The organism is Nostoc sp., assembly GCF_036917465.1.
In the GTDB taxonomy this organism is placed as follows: Bacteria; Cyanobacteriota; Cyanobacteriia; order Cyanobacteriales; family Nostocaceae; genus Nostoc.
In genome coordinates this window covers 14,371-30,910 of sequence record NZ_JBALDL010000002.1, presented here as the reverse complement: position 1 = coordinate 30,910, position 16,540 = coordinate 14,371, and the positions used below count along the sequence as shown (strand labels likewise).

12 protein-coding genes are annotated in these 16,540 nt (G+C 40.0%); 6 read left to right on the top strand and 6 right to left on the bottom strand.

The features are described 5' to 3' along the window. Positions 1-438 precede the first annotated feature (438 nt). The 3 genes from V7K38_RS00235 (at position 439) to V7K38_RS00225 (ending at position 2,441) form a co-directional block, all read left to right on the top strand. On the top strand, positions 439-693 hold the full coding sequence (locus V7K38_RS00235; protein ID WP_322643995.1) for an RNA-binding S4 domain-containing protein: 255 nt from the start codon (positions 439-441) through the stop codon (positions 691-693). Between the two features lie 47 nt (positions 694-740). Beyond that, complete coding sequence (gene arfB / locus V7K38_RS00230) at positions 741-1,157, top strand: alternative ribosome rescue aminoacyl-tRNA hydrolase ArfB (RefSeq protein WP_334854710.1); 417 nt, start codon at positions 741-743, stop codon at positions 1,155-1,157. Positions 1,158-2,264: 1,107 nt separating this feature from the next. Further along, on the top strand, positions 2,265-2,441 hold the full coding sequence (locus tag V7K38_RS00225) for a hypothetical protein (protein WP_334854709.1): 177 nt from the start codon (positions 2,265-2,267) through the stop codon (positions 2,439-2,441). A gap of 135 nt (positions 2,442-2,576) precedes the next feature. Here V7K38_RS00225 and V7K38_RS00220 read toward each other — a convergent pair whose 3' ends face one another. From V7K38_RS00220 to V7K38_RS00210, 3 genes are all read right to left on the bottom strand, one after another. Then, positions 2,577-3,152: a pyridoxamine 5'-phosphate oxidase family protein gene (locus V7K38_RS00220; RefSeq protein WP_334854708.1), complete on the bottom strand. Its 576-nt coding sequence runs from the start codon at positions 3,150-3,152 to the stop codon at positions 2,577-2,579. Positions 3,153-3,265: 113 nt separating this feature from the next. Then, the gene (locus V7K38_RS00215) at positions 3,266-3,790 is read right to left on the bottom strand and encodes a DUF937 domain-containing protein (protein WP_334854707.1); all 525 of its coding nucleotides are present in this window, start codon (positions 3,788-3,790) and stop codon (positions 3,266-3,268) included. A gap of 158 nt (positions 3,791-3,948) precedes the next feature. Further along, a complete protein-coding gene (locus V7K38_RS00210; protein WP_334854706.1) occupies positions 3,949-5,691 on the bottom strand; it encodes a sensor histidine kinase in 1,743 nt (580 codons plus the stop codon). 267 nt (positions 5,692-5,958) lie between these two features. Here V7K38_RS00210 and V7K38_RS00205 point away from each other — a divergent pair, with 267 nt between their 5' ends. From V7K38_RS00205 to V7K38_RS00195, 3 genes are all read left to right on the top strand, one after another. Continuing rightward, complete coding sequence (locus V7K38_RS00205; RefSeq protein ID WP_334854705.1) at positions 5,959-7,512, top strand: YcjF family protein; 1,554 nt, start codon at positions 5,959-5,961, stop codon at positions 7,510-7,512. Positions 7,513-7,860: 348 nt separating this feature from the next. Next, positions 7,861-8,073 carry a hypothetical protein gene (locus V7K38_RS00200; protein ID WP_334854704.1) on the top strand — a complete coding sequence of 71 codons (213 nt, stop codon included), beginning with the start codon at positions 7,861-7,863 and terminating at the stop codon, positions 8,071-8,073. 229 nt (positions 8,074-8,302) lie between these two features. Further along, the gene (locus tag V7K38_RS00195; RefSeq protein WP_334854703.1) at positions 8,303-10,066 is read left to right on the top strand and encodes a serine/threonine-protein kinase; all 1,764 of its coding nucleotides are present in this window, start codon (positions 8,303-8,305) and stop codon (positions 10,064-10,066) included. A 337-nt stretch (positions 10,067-10,403) separates the two neighbouring features. Here the strand turns inward: V7K38_RS00195 and V7K38_RS00190 are convergent, their stop codons facing one another. The 3 genes from V7K38_RS00190 to V7K38_RS00180 form a co-directional block, all read right to left on the bottom strand. Further along, positions 10,404-11,699 carry a hybrid sensor histidine kinase/response regulator gene (locus tag V7K38_RS00190; RefSeq protein WP_334854702.1) on the bottom strand — a complete coding sequence of 432 codons (1,296 nt, stop codon included), beginning with the start codon at positions 11,697-11,699 and terminating at the stop codon, positions 10,404-10,406. Next, positions 11,696-14,122, bottom strand: coding sequence for a hybrid sensor histidine kinase/response regulator (locus tag V7K38_RS00185; RefSeq protein WP_334854701.1), 2,427 nt, complete (start codon positions 14,120-14,122; stop codon positions 11,696-11,698). Before V7K38_RS00185 ends, V7K38_RS00190 begins: the two co-directional genes overlap by 4 nt. A gap of 238 nt (positions 14,123-14,360) precedes the next feature. Continuing rightward, positions 14,361-16,490: a tetratricopeptide repeat protein gene (locus V7K38_RS00180; RefSeq protein WP_334854700.1), complete on the bottom strand. Its 2,130-nt coding sequence runs from the start codon at positions 16,488-16,490 to the stop codon at positions 14,361-14,363. Positions 16,491-16,540 lie beyond the last annotated feature (50 nt).

The window sequence follows — 16,540 nt, the reverse complement described above, 5'->3', positions numbered from 1 at the left end:
GCAAAAGTCCCTAACACCCCACCCCTTAGCAAGGCTACGGTGTACACACAAGTCTTTGAGAGTGGCCTCATAGGCTTTTGATCCCCCCAACCCCCCTTAATAAGGGGGGCAAAAGTCTCTTAAAGTCCCCCTTATTATCGGGGAATTTAGGGGGATATCCAACGATTTTGGGTTTGTACAAAGATGTGTGTACACCGTAGCCTTAGCAAGGGGAGGGGAGACAAAGCCTAGCTTTGGCGGGGTGAGGTTATTATATTTTTGATTTATGCAAGAGGTCTATTGTTAAGCGGCGCATTGGCATTGCAGGGTATTGTCAAATTTAATTTGCTACGAATTAATGAAATGCTGTACTTAGCTGATGATGTATGTGGTGCAACAGATTTACGCTTTGCCTTGATAACGCCACGATACAATGAAGGTGATGTAGTTTTATTGACTATGAAGAAAATCCGAGACAACACAATTAAGTTAAATCAATATTTAAAGTTGATGGGCATAGTGCCAACTGGAGGACAAGCCAAGCTAATGATTCAAGGTGGCGATGTCCAAGTAAACGGGATGTTGGAAACCCGACGAGGGCGGCGACTAGTACCGGGTGATAAAGTGACAATAGAAGGAAAAACTTTAGAGGTGAATTTGGACAACAATGAAGACCAACACGTAGTGATAGATTTTCCTGAACAAACCGAGTAAAGGATTTTTATCCCAAATTGAAAAGTTTCTCTTTTGTCTTCTGAGTAATGCTGCAAATTTCCAATAAAGTTATCATCCCACAGAGTGAGATTGAAATTAGTGCGATTCGTTCGCAAGGAGCGGGAGGCCAAAATGTCAATAAGGTTTCTACGGCAATTCACTTGCGCTTCGATATTGTCGCTTCATCATTACCGGATTATTACAAAGAACAGCTTTTAAAGCTGAACGATCGACGCATCACTCAGGATGGAGTTGTTGTAATTAAAGCACAAGAACACCGAAGCCAAGAAAACAATCGGGAGTCAGCTTTGAGACGACTTCAAGAACTGATTCAAAGCGCAGTTGTAGTCACGATAAAGCGCAAACCCACAAAACCAACTCGCAGTTCTCAAAGAAAGCGCCTTGACTACAAAACTAAGCGCGGACAGGTTAAGTCTAACAGAGGGCAGGTGACAGATTGTTAAAATAATTCGTAATTAAATAATGCAACTGGGATTTATATCATGTTCGCTTGATTACTTATTAAACCCGAAGAACCCCACCCCGCCTGCGGCAACGGTATACACACAAGTCTGAAAAACTTCATCCACCAAAGATTTGCGGTGAAGCAGCACTGCGGGAGGGTTTCCCTCCGCAGACGACTGCTGTTAGCGACGCAGGAGCGTCACCCGTTCGCGTAGTGTCTCCGATAGAAGAAGGGTGCGAATCGACGGCGTAACAAAGCTAAATTGTTGCAATCATGGCGATACCTGCGGCGGGCTACGCCAACGCATTTGTTATTTCGGCATACGCATTTGTTATTTCGGCGTACTCATTTGTTATTTCGGCGTACCCATTTGTTATTTCGGCGTACCCATTTGTTATTTCGGCGTACCCATTTGTTATTTCGGCATACGCATTTGTTATTTCGGCATACGCATTTGTTATTTCGGCATACGCATTTGTTATTTCGGCGTACCCATTTGTTATTTCGGCGTACCCATTTGTTATTTCGGCGTACCCATTTGTTATTTCGGCGAACGCATTTGTTATTTCGGCATACGCATTTGTTATTTCGGTGTGTCCATAACGCGCCCAACGAAACTACTAAAAAAGTTGAAACCTATAGTCTGTACACCGTAGCCGCCTGCGGGGAGGCGTTCGGGGTGGGGTGCAATGACTGTGGGAATTATAAGTAGGTAGGCGAACTTGATATTAGACCGAGCGACAAAACTTACTGCTTGTTAGAAGTGGGAAGTTAAACCGCCGAAATTTTTTAATTTATAAATTAGATTTTGGTATCCAATTTGGTTGCAAAATCTTACCAGAGAACTAAGAGGTTGTTTGAAAAGTAGTTTGCTATAATTTTAATCACATTCTTACCCCCCTTAATCCCCCCTTTACAAGGGGGGAAACAAGAAAAATCCGGTTCCCTCCCCTTTATAAGGGGAGGGTTAGGGTGGGGTAAAAATATTTGATACATCAATCATGACTTTTCAAACAACCTCTAAGACTAATTCTTTCTATTGACTATGGTCAAGTTTATGGCTTAGTTGGTTAACTTAAGAATAATAACTATTAAAGGTGAAAAAATGAATAAGACATTACTAACAATTTTGATGTTTGCCCTGTTAATCTTATTCATCATTTCTCCCTTTGCTGCCCTTGCTAGTTTAATGCTGATAGTGTTAGTCTCGGCGTTTTTATCTTTACTAGGAAACTTGTTCCAAGTAATAATTGGTGGTGATACCAAACCAAAAGGGTCATAAAAGCACAATTCCAAATGAAGATTTCCAGATGCGCTGCTCCATAAAACATTGTCCAGAGAAAAGGCTCATCTTTTTGTGTGAGTGGACAAATAGAATAATCCATACAGCAGTTTTCTTATTGCATCAAGTATAAAGCTACGGGTTTTGAGGCAATTTAGAGGGTAATTTACTTAGTGGTGTCGCTAAACCGTCAATACTGACAAGATTTTTCTTCTGTTGAAATTCTCTAACTCCCTCTTCGCCTTTTTTGCTAGCCCAGGTTACTAAAGTCTGGCGCTGACCTCGATATTCATATACTGGTACACCAAAACCACAAGAAACCTGTATTTTTTCAATGTCGGCGATGATAATTTGACGAGCTCCAGGCATCGGTACAAACAAAGAATATAGAGAGTCCCAATCTGGAGAACTCGGTAAAATCGTGTTTCCTTGACCGTAAAGACGGAGGATACACGCGGGTTCTTCAAAGGCGCAAAACATGAAGGTTATCCGCCCATTTTCTTGCAAATGGGCTGATGTCTCGTTACCACTGCCTGTAAGGTCTAAATAACCTACTCGGTTAGGAGAGAGGACGCGAAAGCCTCCTAAACCTTTAGGAGATAGGTTAACATGACCCGTAGGACTCAAGGGTGCAGAGCCAACAAAGAAAAGATGTTGGGCTGCAATAAACTCTTGCAGTTCGTCAGTAATACAGTCAAAAACTTTAGCCATAGACTGTCTGATTTATATTTGGAAATTCCCCATCTTCTCAGCCTATGTCTTAGCTAAATATCTAGCAAGGTTTAATTGCTCATGTCTAAAGAAGTGGGGAGTTGGGAAAAATATTACTGTCTCATATACCGACTTGCCATTTGGATGGCATCAGCGATATCAACATCACCATCGCCGTCAGCATCCAAAAAGGAATTTAGTACAGGATTCCCGCCAGCTTGGGCATTTTGAGCGCTTGCACCTGATTGTAAGAAATTCAGCACTAAAGGTACTGCTAAAGGTAGCAATTGTTGAACTATACCAGCATCTAATCCAGTGCGCTGGGCAGCGACCTCAGCTACTTGCTGTTGTATTTCAGGAGAAAACAGCGAATCGACTGCTTGGGGATTAGCTGAAGTCCCAGCGTATTGATTCACTAAACTTTGTGCGGCTTCATTTCCGTCTGTAGCTTGCTTGTCTTGTAAAGCAGAACGCACTTGACCACCGACAATTGACAAAACTGATTGAATGGTAGAAGGATCTGCGCCAGTGCGATCGCTCAACTGTTGTACAGTGTTAATAATTCCTCCCAGTTGCCCTAAGCTACCTTGTTGATTGGGATTAGCGACAGCCCCAAGAATTTGATCGAAAAGTCCCATAAATTTATTTCTCCCTTTATTCTCAAAAAGCTTGCCAAAACTGGCTTGAAGTGTTCGTGTGTAGGCAAACTTTCGTCAGTCCACTAAAAAATTTAAACACGCAAGTTTCTACTTGGTGTTAATTATTATGAAAAAATTAACTTTGGAAAGCTACTAGCTCAAGGATGAGAAGTCGGTAAAGTGATACTTGTGGTGGGCAAAGCAATACCTGCGGTGGGCAGAGCCAACGCAAATTCTGTACCTTGATTTAACTCAGACTGACAGCTAATCTTGCCTTTGTGTTTTTCTACCACAATTTGATATGCGATCGCTAGCCCCAAACCAGTACCAATACCTCGCGGTTTGGTTGTAAAAAATGTTTCAAATATCTTTTTCTGATTTTCTGGTGGAATACCAGCCCCGTTGTCGGCAATTCGCACTATCACCAAATCATTCTGGCAACGTTCTGTAATAATAGTGATTTTAGGGATAAATTCAGGATTATCAGCCGATTTTTCCTCCACAGCATCAAGTGCATTGCTGATCAGATTCATAAATACTTGATAAAGTAAACCTGTATAGCCTGGAATCGCTGGAATCTCTCCATAGTTGCGAACAAGGTTAATCCCATTTTTCAGGCGATTGTTCAGAATTAATAATGTACTATCTAAACAAGCGTGTAGCTCTACTAACTGCGCTTCGCCATCGTCTAAACGAGAGAAATCTTTTAAACTTCGGACAATTTCTCGCGTACGTTCAGCGCCAACTTTCATTGAATTGAAGAGTTTTGGCAAATCTACTTCTAGAAACTCCAAATCAATTTCTTCTGCTAGAGTTTGCACAGCAGTGGAAGGGTGAGGAACTTCGGCTTTGTATATTTGCAGTAATGCTAATAAATCGTCAGTATAGGTTTTTGCGTGTACCAGATTGCCAGAAATGAAATTTACAGGATTATTAATTTCGTGAGCCACACCAGCTAACATCCGTCCTAAACTAGACATTTTTTCACTTTGAATAAGTCGGACTTGAGCCTCAGCTTGTTGTTCTTCTAAAAGGTGCTTTACCTGTTGAATTAGCTGGTTAAGAGAAGTAGTTAAAGCCCCAACTTCATCTTGGGTAATTACGGGTGCTTGCAAGTCAAAATTGGCTTCTTGGCTAACTCTTTGGGCGATATTTGTCACCGCTTTAATCGGATAGGCAATGATTCTACTAGTGTAGAAAGCTAGGATAGCAGCGATCGCTACTGACAACACCATAGTACCAATAATAATCTGAGCTTGGATTAGCCCAGCCTTTTCTTGGGCTAGATCAGATTCCTCTTGGCCTTCTCGAACTGTTTTAACAAAGTCGGTTAACTCATGAGCAAATTGATAAAACTTCACGGACTCCTGACTTTCACTGAATTTTGAGATTAACTGCTGTGCTTTTAATGTTCCTTCCGGCTGTGAACTTAATGGCAAAATTTGCTGAATCAGCGCTCTGAGTTGTTCAAAATATCCCGCTATTGTGCTGTTATGCTTTGTAAGCAGAGTTTGTAAATCCGTTTGCGAATTGATTTGACTAAATTCCTGCATCTGAGAAAGCAACGTTTCAGTTTCTGCCAAATCGCTTTTGAAACGAGAAATTCCCTTTTGCAACACTTGCGGCTGCTGCAAAAAAGGCACTATTTCTTGCTGATGGATCTGTATTTTCAACAAGTTACCTTGTAAACTACTTAACAATTCTCCTTGTTCATCTATCAATAGATGATGTTGTCTAGCTTGTTGGAAATAGCGATCGCCTATTACCAACCCTGCTGTTGTCCCTAAAACTGCAACTCCCAAAGCCAAACCGTATCCATAAAAAATTTTTTGCCGAATACTCAGGCGATGGAATTTTTGTTGAACCCAGTTAAAGTATTTTAATTGAGGTGTTGCAGTCATGGTATTACTCGCTGTTGAATTTTTTACTAGGCGGTTTTTCATCAAAAACAAGAAATCCAGCCGCAAAGAAGAACACATTTAATCCAAAATGCGCTCTCAGTCTATCAAAGGTGGCTTTTTTCTACCCTGGTTAAAAATACTGGAACTGTGAAAATAAGAAGTATCTGTCTACTGAGATATAACAATCTGAATTTGATCTCAAAAAATCCTGAAACTATTAAGATCAGAAGCATCTGCCTACTAAATACCCACTAATCTTTCCCAACCATGCCTCTGTCGCGCATAGTAACGCTAATTGTTGGTCTAATCGTCATTTTGGGGCTAGCCCTCTGGCTAATTGATTCCCTATCGCGCCTCTATTGGCAATTGTCCTATTCGCCGTTGCTTGGCAATTTGCTGCTGTTGCTGCTGATTGTCCTGATTGGAGCCTTGGTTGCGGCTTTTGTCTATTATGTATTGGTAATTCAATCTGGGGAAAAGCGATCGCGCCGCAACCCCAAGCGAGTGACTGCGGCGCAAATTCCTGCGGCTAAATCTGACGCTGCTTCTACAACTCTCCAAGCTGTGCGCCAACAAGTAGCGCAAATTCAAGATGAAGTCACACGCCAAGCTTTATTAAGTCGATCGCGCGAAATTGAAGCGAACTTAGCACGGGGTGAAATTCAAGTAGTGGTATTTGGTACGGGGAGTGCTGGCAAAACTTCCCTAGTGAATGCGATTATGGGACGCATGGTGGGGCAAGTGGATGCACCGATGGGTACAACCCAGGTTGGAGAAACCTATTGTTTGCGGTTGAAGGGATTAGAACGCAAGATTTTAATTACAGATACGCCAGGGATTTTAGAAGCGGGGGTGGCGGGAACGGAACGCGAACAAATGGCGCGAGAACTGGCGACGGAAGCAGATTTACTGTTATTTGTGGTGGATAATGACTTACGACGCTCAGAATATGAGCCGTTGCGGGGATTAGCAGAAATTGGCAAGCGATCGCTTTTGGTACTTAACAAAACCGATTTATATACAGATGAAGATAAAGAAGCGATCCTTGCTAGGTTGCGTCAACGGGTACGGGGATTTATTGCTACTAGTGATGTGGTGGCGATCGCAGCTAATCCCCAATCTGCACAACTAGAAACTGGCGAAACCTACCAGCCGGAACCCGATATTGTCCCTTTACTGCGGCGCACAGCTGCTGTTTTACGCGCCGAAGGTGAAGATTTGGTAGCAGATAACATTCTTTTGCAATCTCTGCGATTGGGAGACGAGGCGCGAAAACTCATCGATAGTCAGCGTCGCCGTCAAGCTGACAAAATCGTGGAACGGTTTCAATGGATTGGTGCTGGTGTAGTCTCAGTCACGCCCATACCAGTCGTAGATTTATTGGCGACAGCCGCAGTCAACGCTCAAATGGTTGTGGAAATTGGCAGAGTCTACGGCTGTGAATTGAATATGGAACGGGGACGAGAGTTAGCCCTTTCTTTAGCGAAAACTATCGCCAGTTTAGGCATTGTTAAAGGAGCGATTCAGTTATTATCTACAGCTTTGCAACTTAATGTTGCTACCTTTCTGATTGGTAGAGCAATTCAAGGCGTTACAGCAGCTTATTTAACGCGAATTGCTGGTAAAAGTTTTATTGAATATTTTCGTCACGATCAAGACTGGGGTGATGGTGGAATGACGGAAGTTGTGCAGAAACAGTTTCAGATTAATCGCAGAGATGAATTTATTAAAGCTTTTATTCAAGAAGCGATCGCGCGAGTAGTGAAGCCGTTACAAGATAAATCTGAAGTAGTTGAGGAAGATGAAGAAATCAATAGTTAAATAATTAAAAATTAAAATAAGTATCCTTATTTATCTTATATAATCTAATTTCTAGACACTTTTAAGTGTGCTAACATATCGACAATAGTCAATAGAAAAGAACAATACCTGAAACAGTAACTATTGAAGATGCATTAGAGTTAATAAAACAGCTTTCGTTAAGAGATAAAATCCGCCTAATAGAGCAAATTGCACCCCAAATTGAACGCGAGTTAACAAATGTCGAAATCTGGGATAAGCACTTAATAGAGCGTAGGCAGGCATTGCACATAAAATAATATCGTATTTGCTGGGAGCCTTCCGTCAGGTTGCAGCTAAAGAACGAAAAATTCGCCTAATTTCGGTTTAATGACTAAAAAAAAAGTTAAAAATTATCCGGTTTATACTTATGATTATCCAGATCATAATTATGAAGACAACAGTGTTTATCTAGTTATTTACTGCAACGGTAAAAATATTAAATCTCTAAAAAATGAAGATGCACAGTGGTTACTGAAGGCTTTAGAAATCTGGGAAAGTCAAGAAGATATTCAAGCACTCTTAAGTTCGTATCACTACTAAATTATCGTAATATTGCCTTGGATGAACACATAACATTCATTCTTTTGTTGGCCAATCGCTATTTTTGACTTTTCCTCTAAGAATTTTTTAGGGGCGTACGCAAAAATACTTAAAAAATAAACTTGTATTTAAGGTATCAAAACTCTGTTCATTTATTTCTAAAGCATTCCGGAAACAGGAGGTAATGTCAGAAAAACTAAATAATAAGGACTTACTGAGTAACCAGGTCATGACTAACCACATAATCGGTAAATTACTACAAGGGCGTTACCAAATTGTCCAAACCCTTGGTGCAGGGGTATTTGGACAAACATACATAGCTGTAGACGTAGATTATCCAGAGAGTCCCAAATGCGTTGTTAAGCAAATTAAAGTCAATAGTTCCGAACCTGGCTACTTGGAAATGCTGAGGTTAATGTTTCTAACTGAAACTGAAACCCTCAAGCTTCTGGGAAGCCATGCACAAATTCCTGAATTTATCGCCTGCTTTGAAGAAAAAAAACAGTTTTATTTAGTACAACAGCTAATTGAAGGACATGCACTGACTGCGGAATTACCCATTGCTCAACAGTGGGGGTGTCTGTGGAGTGAAAAGGAAGTTGTAGAATTTCTAATAGATGTCTTAGGTATTCTAGAATTTGTTCACTCTCAAGGCGTAATCCATTGTGACATCAAACCGGAAAACTTGATTAGACGTAATAGCGATGCCCTACGCAAGTTAGTTTTGATTGACTTTGGCTCAATCCAGTCTATCGATTTTGGCATCGGTGCGGAATTGCCGATTTATAGAATTCCCGTCACCTCATTGGGATACATACCGCCAGAGCAATTTATTGGTCAAACACAGCCTAACAGTGATATTTATGCTTTGGGTATGATTGCTATCCAGGCTTTAACTGGGTTAGAACCACTACAATTAAAAGTTGATTCTTATACTAATGAAATTTTTTGGCGTTCTCAAAACACGCCAGTTAACGATTATCTAGCTGCTGTTCTCAGCCAAATGATCCGCTACGATTCTGAAAACCGCTTTCAGTCTGCGGCTGAGGTGTTGCAGGTACTCAAACAAATAACATGGGAAACTCAGCCACCAGAAACGTTAGAAGCAGATAATCAATTTTTTCCAGAAGTGGCGATTGAAGATGCTAATCCTACATCTGGTAAATTATCTCCCTTATTCACGGGAATAAAAGTCGGGCTAGCGGCTAATTCTTTATTGATGGGATTTGGTGCATATTCTTTAATTAATACTGCCCCAGCATACTCAGAAACAGAAACTTTATCTAAAGCCACACAAGAATATCAAGCTGGGGATTTGCAAGAAGCGATCGCACTTATTAAATCAATTCCCTCCCACAGCAATGTTTATCCAGAAGCGCAAGCCACAGTTGAAGAATGGCAAGGGCAATGGCAAGTTGCTGCCCAACAATACCAAATGGCTCAACTAGCTTTTCATGAGAGCCGATGGTCAGATGTTATTGATGCTGTTTCTCAAATTCCAAATATTTCATATTGGCAATCTAAAACAGATAAACTAGTTCAGCAAGCATACCTTAACATTGAAGCACAGACACAAGATTTGTTAGCAAAAGCTTACGAAAGTGCCCAGATAAAAGATTTTTCTAGTGCATTACAATATCTGCGACAAATTCCTAAAGAAAGTCGTGCGGGTGCTTTAGTTCAAGAAAAATTGGCTGAGTACAACCGAAAGCGCCAGATTAGAGCAGCTTACTTTTTACAGAATGCTTACAAAAAAGCATCCATTGGTGATTTCGATTGGGCTGTAAAATTTCTCCGAAACATTCCCCAAGACACTCTAGTTTATGCTCAAGCTCAAGTCAAATTAAATGAGTATACTCAAAAGCAACGTCTGCTAGCTGACAATCAAAAGGTAGCTTTTGCAAAAAGAACAAATTCATTTGTCTCTAAAAATCCTCCTAAGATTAAATATATTCAGGAAGTAAATTATTTACAAGAAGTGAATATTCGATAGTTACAGCAATTTTTAGATAAATGTATTTGTTACATAGAGTAATTTTAAGTAGAGATGCGAAATTGTACTGGGCTTTACCCCGCTACGCTAACGCATCTCTACAGGTCTAAAATCATTAACAAAAATCCTTAACTAAACCGGATTGATACATAAAGAAGTGATGGCAATACTGCTCGGTTAAGGGGTTTATTCCTCGAAGATCCCCCCAACCCCCCTTCAAAAGGGGGGCTTATAAGCATCTTTTACCCCCTTCAAAAGGGTGTCGCCGTAGGCGGGGGGATCTTAACCGAACCGTATTGGAAGTGATGGTTGCTTTTATTTAGTTTACAATTCTCATTTATCGAATGGGTAGTTCAATAATAAACTCCATCCCTTCACCTGGCTTGGAATCGTATGTGAGCTTGCCATGATGGTTATTAACCACAATTTGGTAAGCAATAGATAGACCAAGCCCTGTTCCTTGACCGACGGGTTTTGTTGTGTAAAAGGCATCAAATATTTTTATTTTATCTGCGTTTTCTATACCTGAACCATTGTCGGCAACTCTTAAAATAACTTGCTCTCCAATTGCCTCAGTTTTAATTTTAATCATACCAGGAGATTGATATATTGTATCAATATCTTTATTTTTATTTGCTTCTTCAATTGCATCGATTGCGTTACAAATTAAATTCATAAAAACCTGATTTATTTCACCAGGAAAACACTCAATAAGTGGCAAATCTCCATATTCTTTAATTAATTGGATGGCTGGGTGATGAGCATTTCGCTTAAATCGGTGTCCGAGAATGAGTAATGTACTTTCTAACCCTTCATGCAAGTTAGCTAATTTCTTACCAGCTTCTCTGTGGCGCGAGAAGTTGTTCAAATATGACACAATTTCTGTGACGCGATCTGTACCAAGTTGCATTGATTTAATAATTTTCGATAAATCATCTAACAAAAAGTTAAGATCGTTTTTTTGAATTGCGATTTGAATTTCATCTGGGGGTTCAGGCAGATATTTTTGATAGAGATACAGTAAACTAATTACCTCTTGTACATATTGTTCAACAAAATTCAAGTTGCCAGCTATAAAATTAATGGGATTATTAACCTCATGAGCAATTCCGGCTGTCAGTTGCCCTAAAGCTGCTACCTTTTCTGCTTGAATAAGTTGAGTTTGAGTCTGTTGTAATTCGGCGTTTTTAGCAATCAAGGTTTTCGTCAAATTTCTCAGCTTGAGGTGATTTTCAATCCGCACTAAGACTTCTTCATACTGAAAAGGTTTGGTAATGTAGTCTACAGCTCCCAATTGCAAACCTTTGACTTTATCAGCCGTTTCTGAAAGGGCTGTCATAAAAATGACTGGAATATCTTGGACACGAGGATTGCTTTTTAGCTGTTTACAGGTTTCAAAACCATCTATACCCGGCATCATCACATCCAGCAAGATTAAATCAGGTAAATCATCATTTTCTAATCGCTGAAGGGCTTTCTCTCCACTGCGTGCTGCCCAAACTTCAAAGCTAGATTGATCCAGAAAGCTGGATAAAATTTGTAAATTTGCAGGGTTATCGTCAACGACTAAAATAATTCCTCTAGAAGGAGCATAATTGATAGAATTATTTTGGTCTTCAATAATTGTTTTCATACTGTTTGCACCACATATTTAGTCAAAAAACTTAGAATTAAATCTTCATCAAATTGCCTTGCTAGTTGCCGTAGTTCGTCAGCAAATGGTGCGAAGGTTATGTCTGTTTCCTCAAGTTTATCGGCCCACTTGAGAATGGCATTGAAGTTACCTTTAGTGGCTAAGGTGACTATTTCTTGCAACACTTGGGGGGAAGGAGCGGTTAATTGAGCAGTTACTATTGTTGCTTCCTTAGCTTTTTCCCCATCCGGCTGAGACTTACTGTAAATCCATACCAAATTTAAGTATTGTTCTAGTTGATGCAATAATTCATCTAATTGTATGGGTTTGGTTAAGAAGGCATTACCTCCAGCTTGCAGGCTGCGATTTTGGTCGGCTTCAAAGACACTAGCGGAAGAAACAATAATGAATATATCCTGAATTTCTGGAGTCTGACGGAGGTGTTTAATTAATTCAAACCCATCCATTTCTGGCATCAGCAAATCTGTGATGATTAAGTCTGGCTTGAGGGCGATCGCTTTTTTTAAACCTTCTTTACCGTTGCTGGCTTCAACTACATTAAAACCTAGTGGTTGCAGTAAGTTTGTAATGACTGTGCGATTCTCCCAGCGATCGTCAACCATCAGGATGGTGTAGGGGCTACCCTCAAAGCCAATGATTTGTTTCTCTGATGCAGCGATCGCAGATTTTACCCAATCAGTTGCTTCAGGAATCTCCAACTCAAACCAGAAGCTACTCCCCTGACCGATCTGACTCTTAACATAGATATCGCTACCCATCATTTGGACTAACTGCTGAGTAATAGCTAAACCCAGCCCTGTACCTTCAGCTTGGCGCTTTTTTTCACCTACTTGTTCAAAGGGCAAGAAAATTTTGCTCAACTCTGCGGTAGTTATACCAATTCCCGTATCTTCTACGGTAAAGCGAAGGCGATGTTTGATTATCTGCCCATCATTGGGAGGTTGATCGATTACTTCAATATTGAAAGTAACCTGACCTTCATCTGTAAATTTGATGGCATTTCCCAGCAGATTTAATAGTACCTGACGTAATCTTTTGACATCAACATAAACCCCTGTAGGCAAATGGATCGCAGGTTTATAGACAAAGCAAATGCCCTTTTGTTTTGCCCGAATCTGGCATATTTCGATAATTCCTTGAAGAAAGGAGGGGAAATGCACATCATAAGGATGCAGTTCTAACTTTTTCGCTTCAATTTTGGAGAGATCCAAAATGTCATTAATTAAAGTCAGCAGATGAGAGCCACATTGTTCAATAATATTGAGGTGATATTGCTCTTGCTTAGGTAAAGCTGGGGAACGCAACAAAATTTGGGCACAACCGAGAATGCCATTCAAGGGTGTTCGCAGTTCATGACTCATGTTAGCTAAAAATTCGCTTTTAGCATGGTTGGCTGTATCAGCCGCAGCTTTAGACTTTTTCAGTTCGCGTTGTTCAAATGCTTGCACTTGCCACAAGACGGTAATCATGGTGACAGTTAATGCACCGACAATTAAGGCGATCGCATCGAGGAATTGCAATCGAGATTCGATATTTTGGCAGGGAATCACCAAAGCTACAGACCAATTAGCGGCTTGCAACGGCAGATAAGCTACATACTTTTTAGTGCCGTCAATTTCCATTAACTCAATTCCCTGTTGTTTGTTTACCATCCTCTGGGCGATCGCATTTAGATTGCGATCGCTCATTTTCAGCAGGCTGGGTGCAGGTTTTTCTAGGGTTGACATCAACGCTGAGTTAGGATGAGCGATCGCTTGTCCTTGAGAATTCAGCGCAAAAGCATAGCTGTTCGTACCGTATTGCAGGGAGTTAACAACCTCTGTAATGCGATCGACTCTCACATTGCCCTGGAAAGCCCCGATCGGTGAACTACTGCTAGCAGAATTTGACCAGATCGGGGTAGAGATCGCAATTAAAGGAATTCCTGTAGAACGGCTAATAAAGGGATCAGAAGTATTGCTCTTTCCCGCAATTGCCTTTTTAAAGTAGTCTCGATCCCGAATATTTTTATTTGATCGACCAACTTTTGTATTGGAATATGAACCATCTGGGTTAGCTATTTGGAAAAGGAAAAATTCATTGATCCGCTTGACTTCTGCTTTTAAATAGGGGTCTGCCACAGACCAGTTTAAGGAGCGGACAGTTGAAGTATTAGCCAGGGTTTGTACCTCCACTTGGCGAAGGTCTAACCACTCCTCAATTTCAGCACCCCCTCTCTGCACTTCTAAAAAAGCGCTATGTCTCAAATCTTTCAGCGTCATATTTCTAGCAGCTTGATAGCTGAAATAGGCAGAAATACTGACTATAAGGGTGGTACCGCCAAGAATAAATCGAATCAGTAAATTTCGTGAGGGATGACTTTCTTTGTCAGATGTCGATAGGCTGGAGTTTTGTTGTATCAAGGGTTAGCTCCTTAATCACATAGTTCGGTAAGAAGAAATTCTAGGTTATCTTTAGATTTCCCTATAAATTACCGATGCTCACAGCTTTTGGTAAAATAAACCAAAAATTTATCCAAATGTCATGAATTATAAGTTTTTATCTGAGAATATTCTTTAAAATCAACTAAAATTCCAATTATTGCTTCTAATTAAGTGTTGTTAAAAATTCGTAATTAATAATTACGAATTGTTTAGTATATTAGGGCGTTGTCTGCGGTGGATTAATAGGATTAGGAACTGGAACAACTGGCACAATTATAGGCTTTGGTTTCTCAGATTGCAATTGAATCTGGGCTTGATTGCGACCATCTATAGCTTGTTGGTAATTAGGCTTGTATTTTATTGCTTGATCGTAAGAGGCAATCGCATCCTTATATTGCTTCAAATTTAGTAGAGCATTGCCTCTGCTATACCAGCTTTCAGAATGATCTGGTTTATAACGAACTGCCTTATTATAAGATGCGATCGCATCTTCGTATTTTTGCAAAATGTATTGTGAATTTCCTAGATTATACCAAAGTTGATAATCTTTTTGCTTCAGGGTTGCAGCTTTATTATAAGATTTTATTGCTTCTTCGTAGCGCTGACTTTGATGCAGCGACCAGCCCAAGTTATACCATGCTTGATAGTTACCAGGGTTATATTTAATTACTTGATTAAAAGATTCGATTGCTTCTGGATAACGTCGTAAATTTAGGAGAGTATTACCTCTTGAAAACCAGGCTTGATAATAGTTTGATTTGTATTGTACAGATTTATCATAAGCATTGAATGCGTCTTGGTAGCGTTGTGAATTGACTAGCATATTCCCTAAATTATACCAAGCTTTCTCGTAGTCTGGTTTTAACTCAACGACTTTTTGGTAGGCTGCGATCGCTTCTTCGTATCGTTTAGAATTCTGTAAGGCTAATCCTTTTTTGTACCAAGCTTCATAATTATCTGGTTTGAATTCAATCGCTTTTTCATAAGCTTTAATTGCTTGGTCATATTGGTTCAAGTTACTAAAAGCTTCACCCTTAGCATTCCAGACTTCTGAGCTTTCATTCTTTAATTGTAAGGCTTGGTCAAAAGATGCGATCGCTTCTTGATATCGCTGTAGACTTGCTAATACAAAGCCCCTTCCACTCCAAGCCTCAAAATAATCTGGCTTAATTTGAATTGCTCTATCATAAGCAGCTAATGCTTCTTTAGATTTTTTTAATTTATACAGTGTTTTGCCTTGACCATTCCAGCCTTTTGCATAATCCGGTCTAATATTAACGGCTTTTTCATATACTTCTAATGCATCTTGATAACGTTGCAAATCAAAAAGTGTATTTCCTTGGTTGGATAATTCTATAGCGTTATTTGAATTAATGTGATTTAAAACAAATATTGATGCTACTCCACTGACCCCAACTAAAAATATTGTTAGTAAAACTTTACCTAAAATACCTTTTTTCGGTTGAGGTTTCGTTATATTTTTTGGTGGAGAAATAGGAGTTAATGCTATTGTCTCAATCGGTGGTAGTGTTAACTCTTTCAGTGCTTGTAATGTTACCGTTGCCGAAGAATAGCGCTGTCGAAAGTCATAGCACACCATTTTATCTAAAAATTCAGCAAATTCTGGCGTTACTGTGGCTTTATCGCGCCAGATAATTTCATTAGTTTCAGCATCTTTTACTATTTCTTCTGGTAATAATCCAGTGAGAGCTTGAATAGCAATTATTCCCGTAGCATAGATATCACTGCTTAATTTTGGCGTACCATGAGCTTGTTCTCCAGGGATATATCCAGGTGTACCTATAGCAACAGTACCTTTAGCTGAACCTTCGGGAGTAATCACTTGGGTAGTAATTTGTTTAACCGCACCAAAATCAATTAAGATTAACTTGCCATCTGGGTGTCGTCTGAGGATATTTCGCGGATTAACATCACGGTGAATTACATTCTGCTGATGGACAAATTCTAGAATTGTCAAAATTTCTTGTAAAAGCGAAATTACTTGTTCTTGACTGAGGGTTTTACCTGGTATTAATTCTTGACTCAGGTCGTGACCTTCGATTAATTCCTGTACGAGATAAAATTCGGCCTTCTCCTCAAAGTAAGCTAAAAGTTGCGGAATGCGATCGTGAGTTCCTAATTTATACAGAACTTGTGCTTCTGTATCAAATAAACGTCTAGCTGTCTCCAACGTTACGGGATCATTTGCCTGGGGTTTGAGTTTCTTGACGACACATTGAGGTGAACCGGGTAATTGAGTATCATAAGCAACAAATGTTTCACCAAAACCCCCTCCTCCCAAGTTACTAATAATTTGGTATCTTCCAACAAGTGTGTTTCCCAGCATCTCGTTTGCCTACTTAAGTGCGATGCGATCTGATTTCAATCTTGCCACAT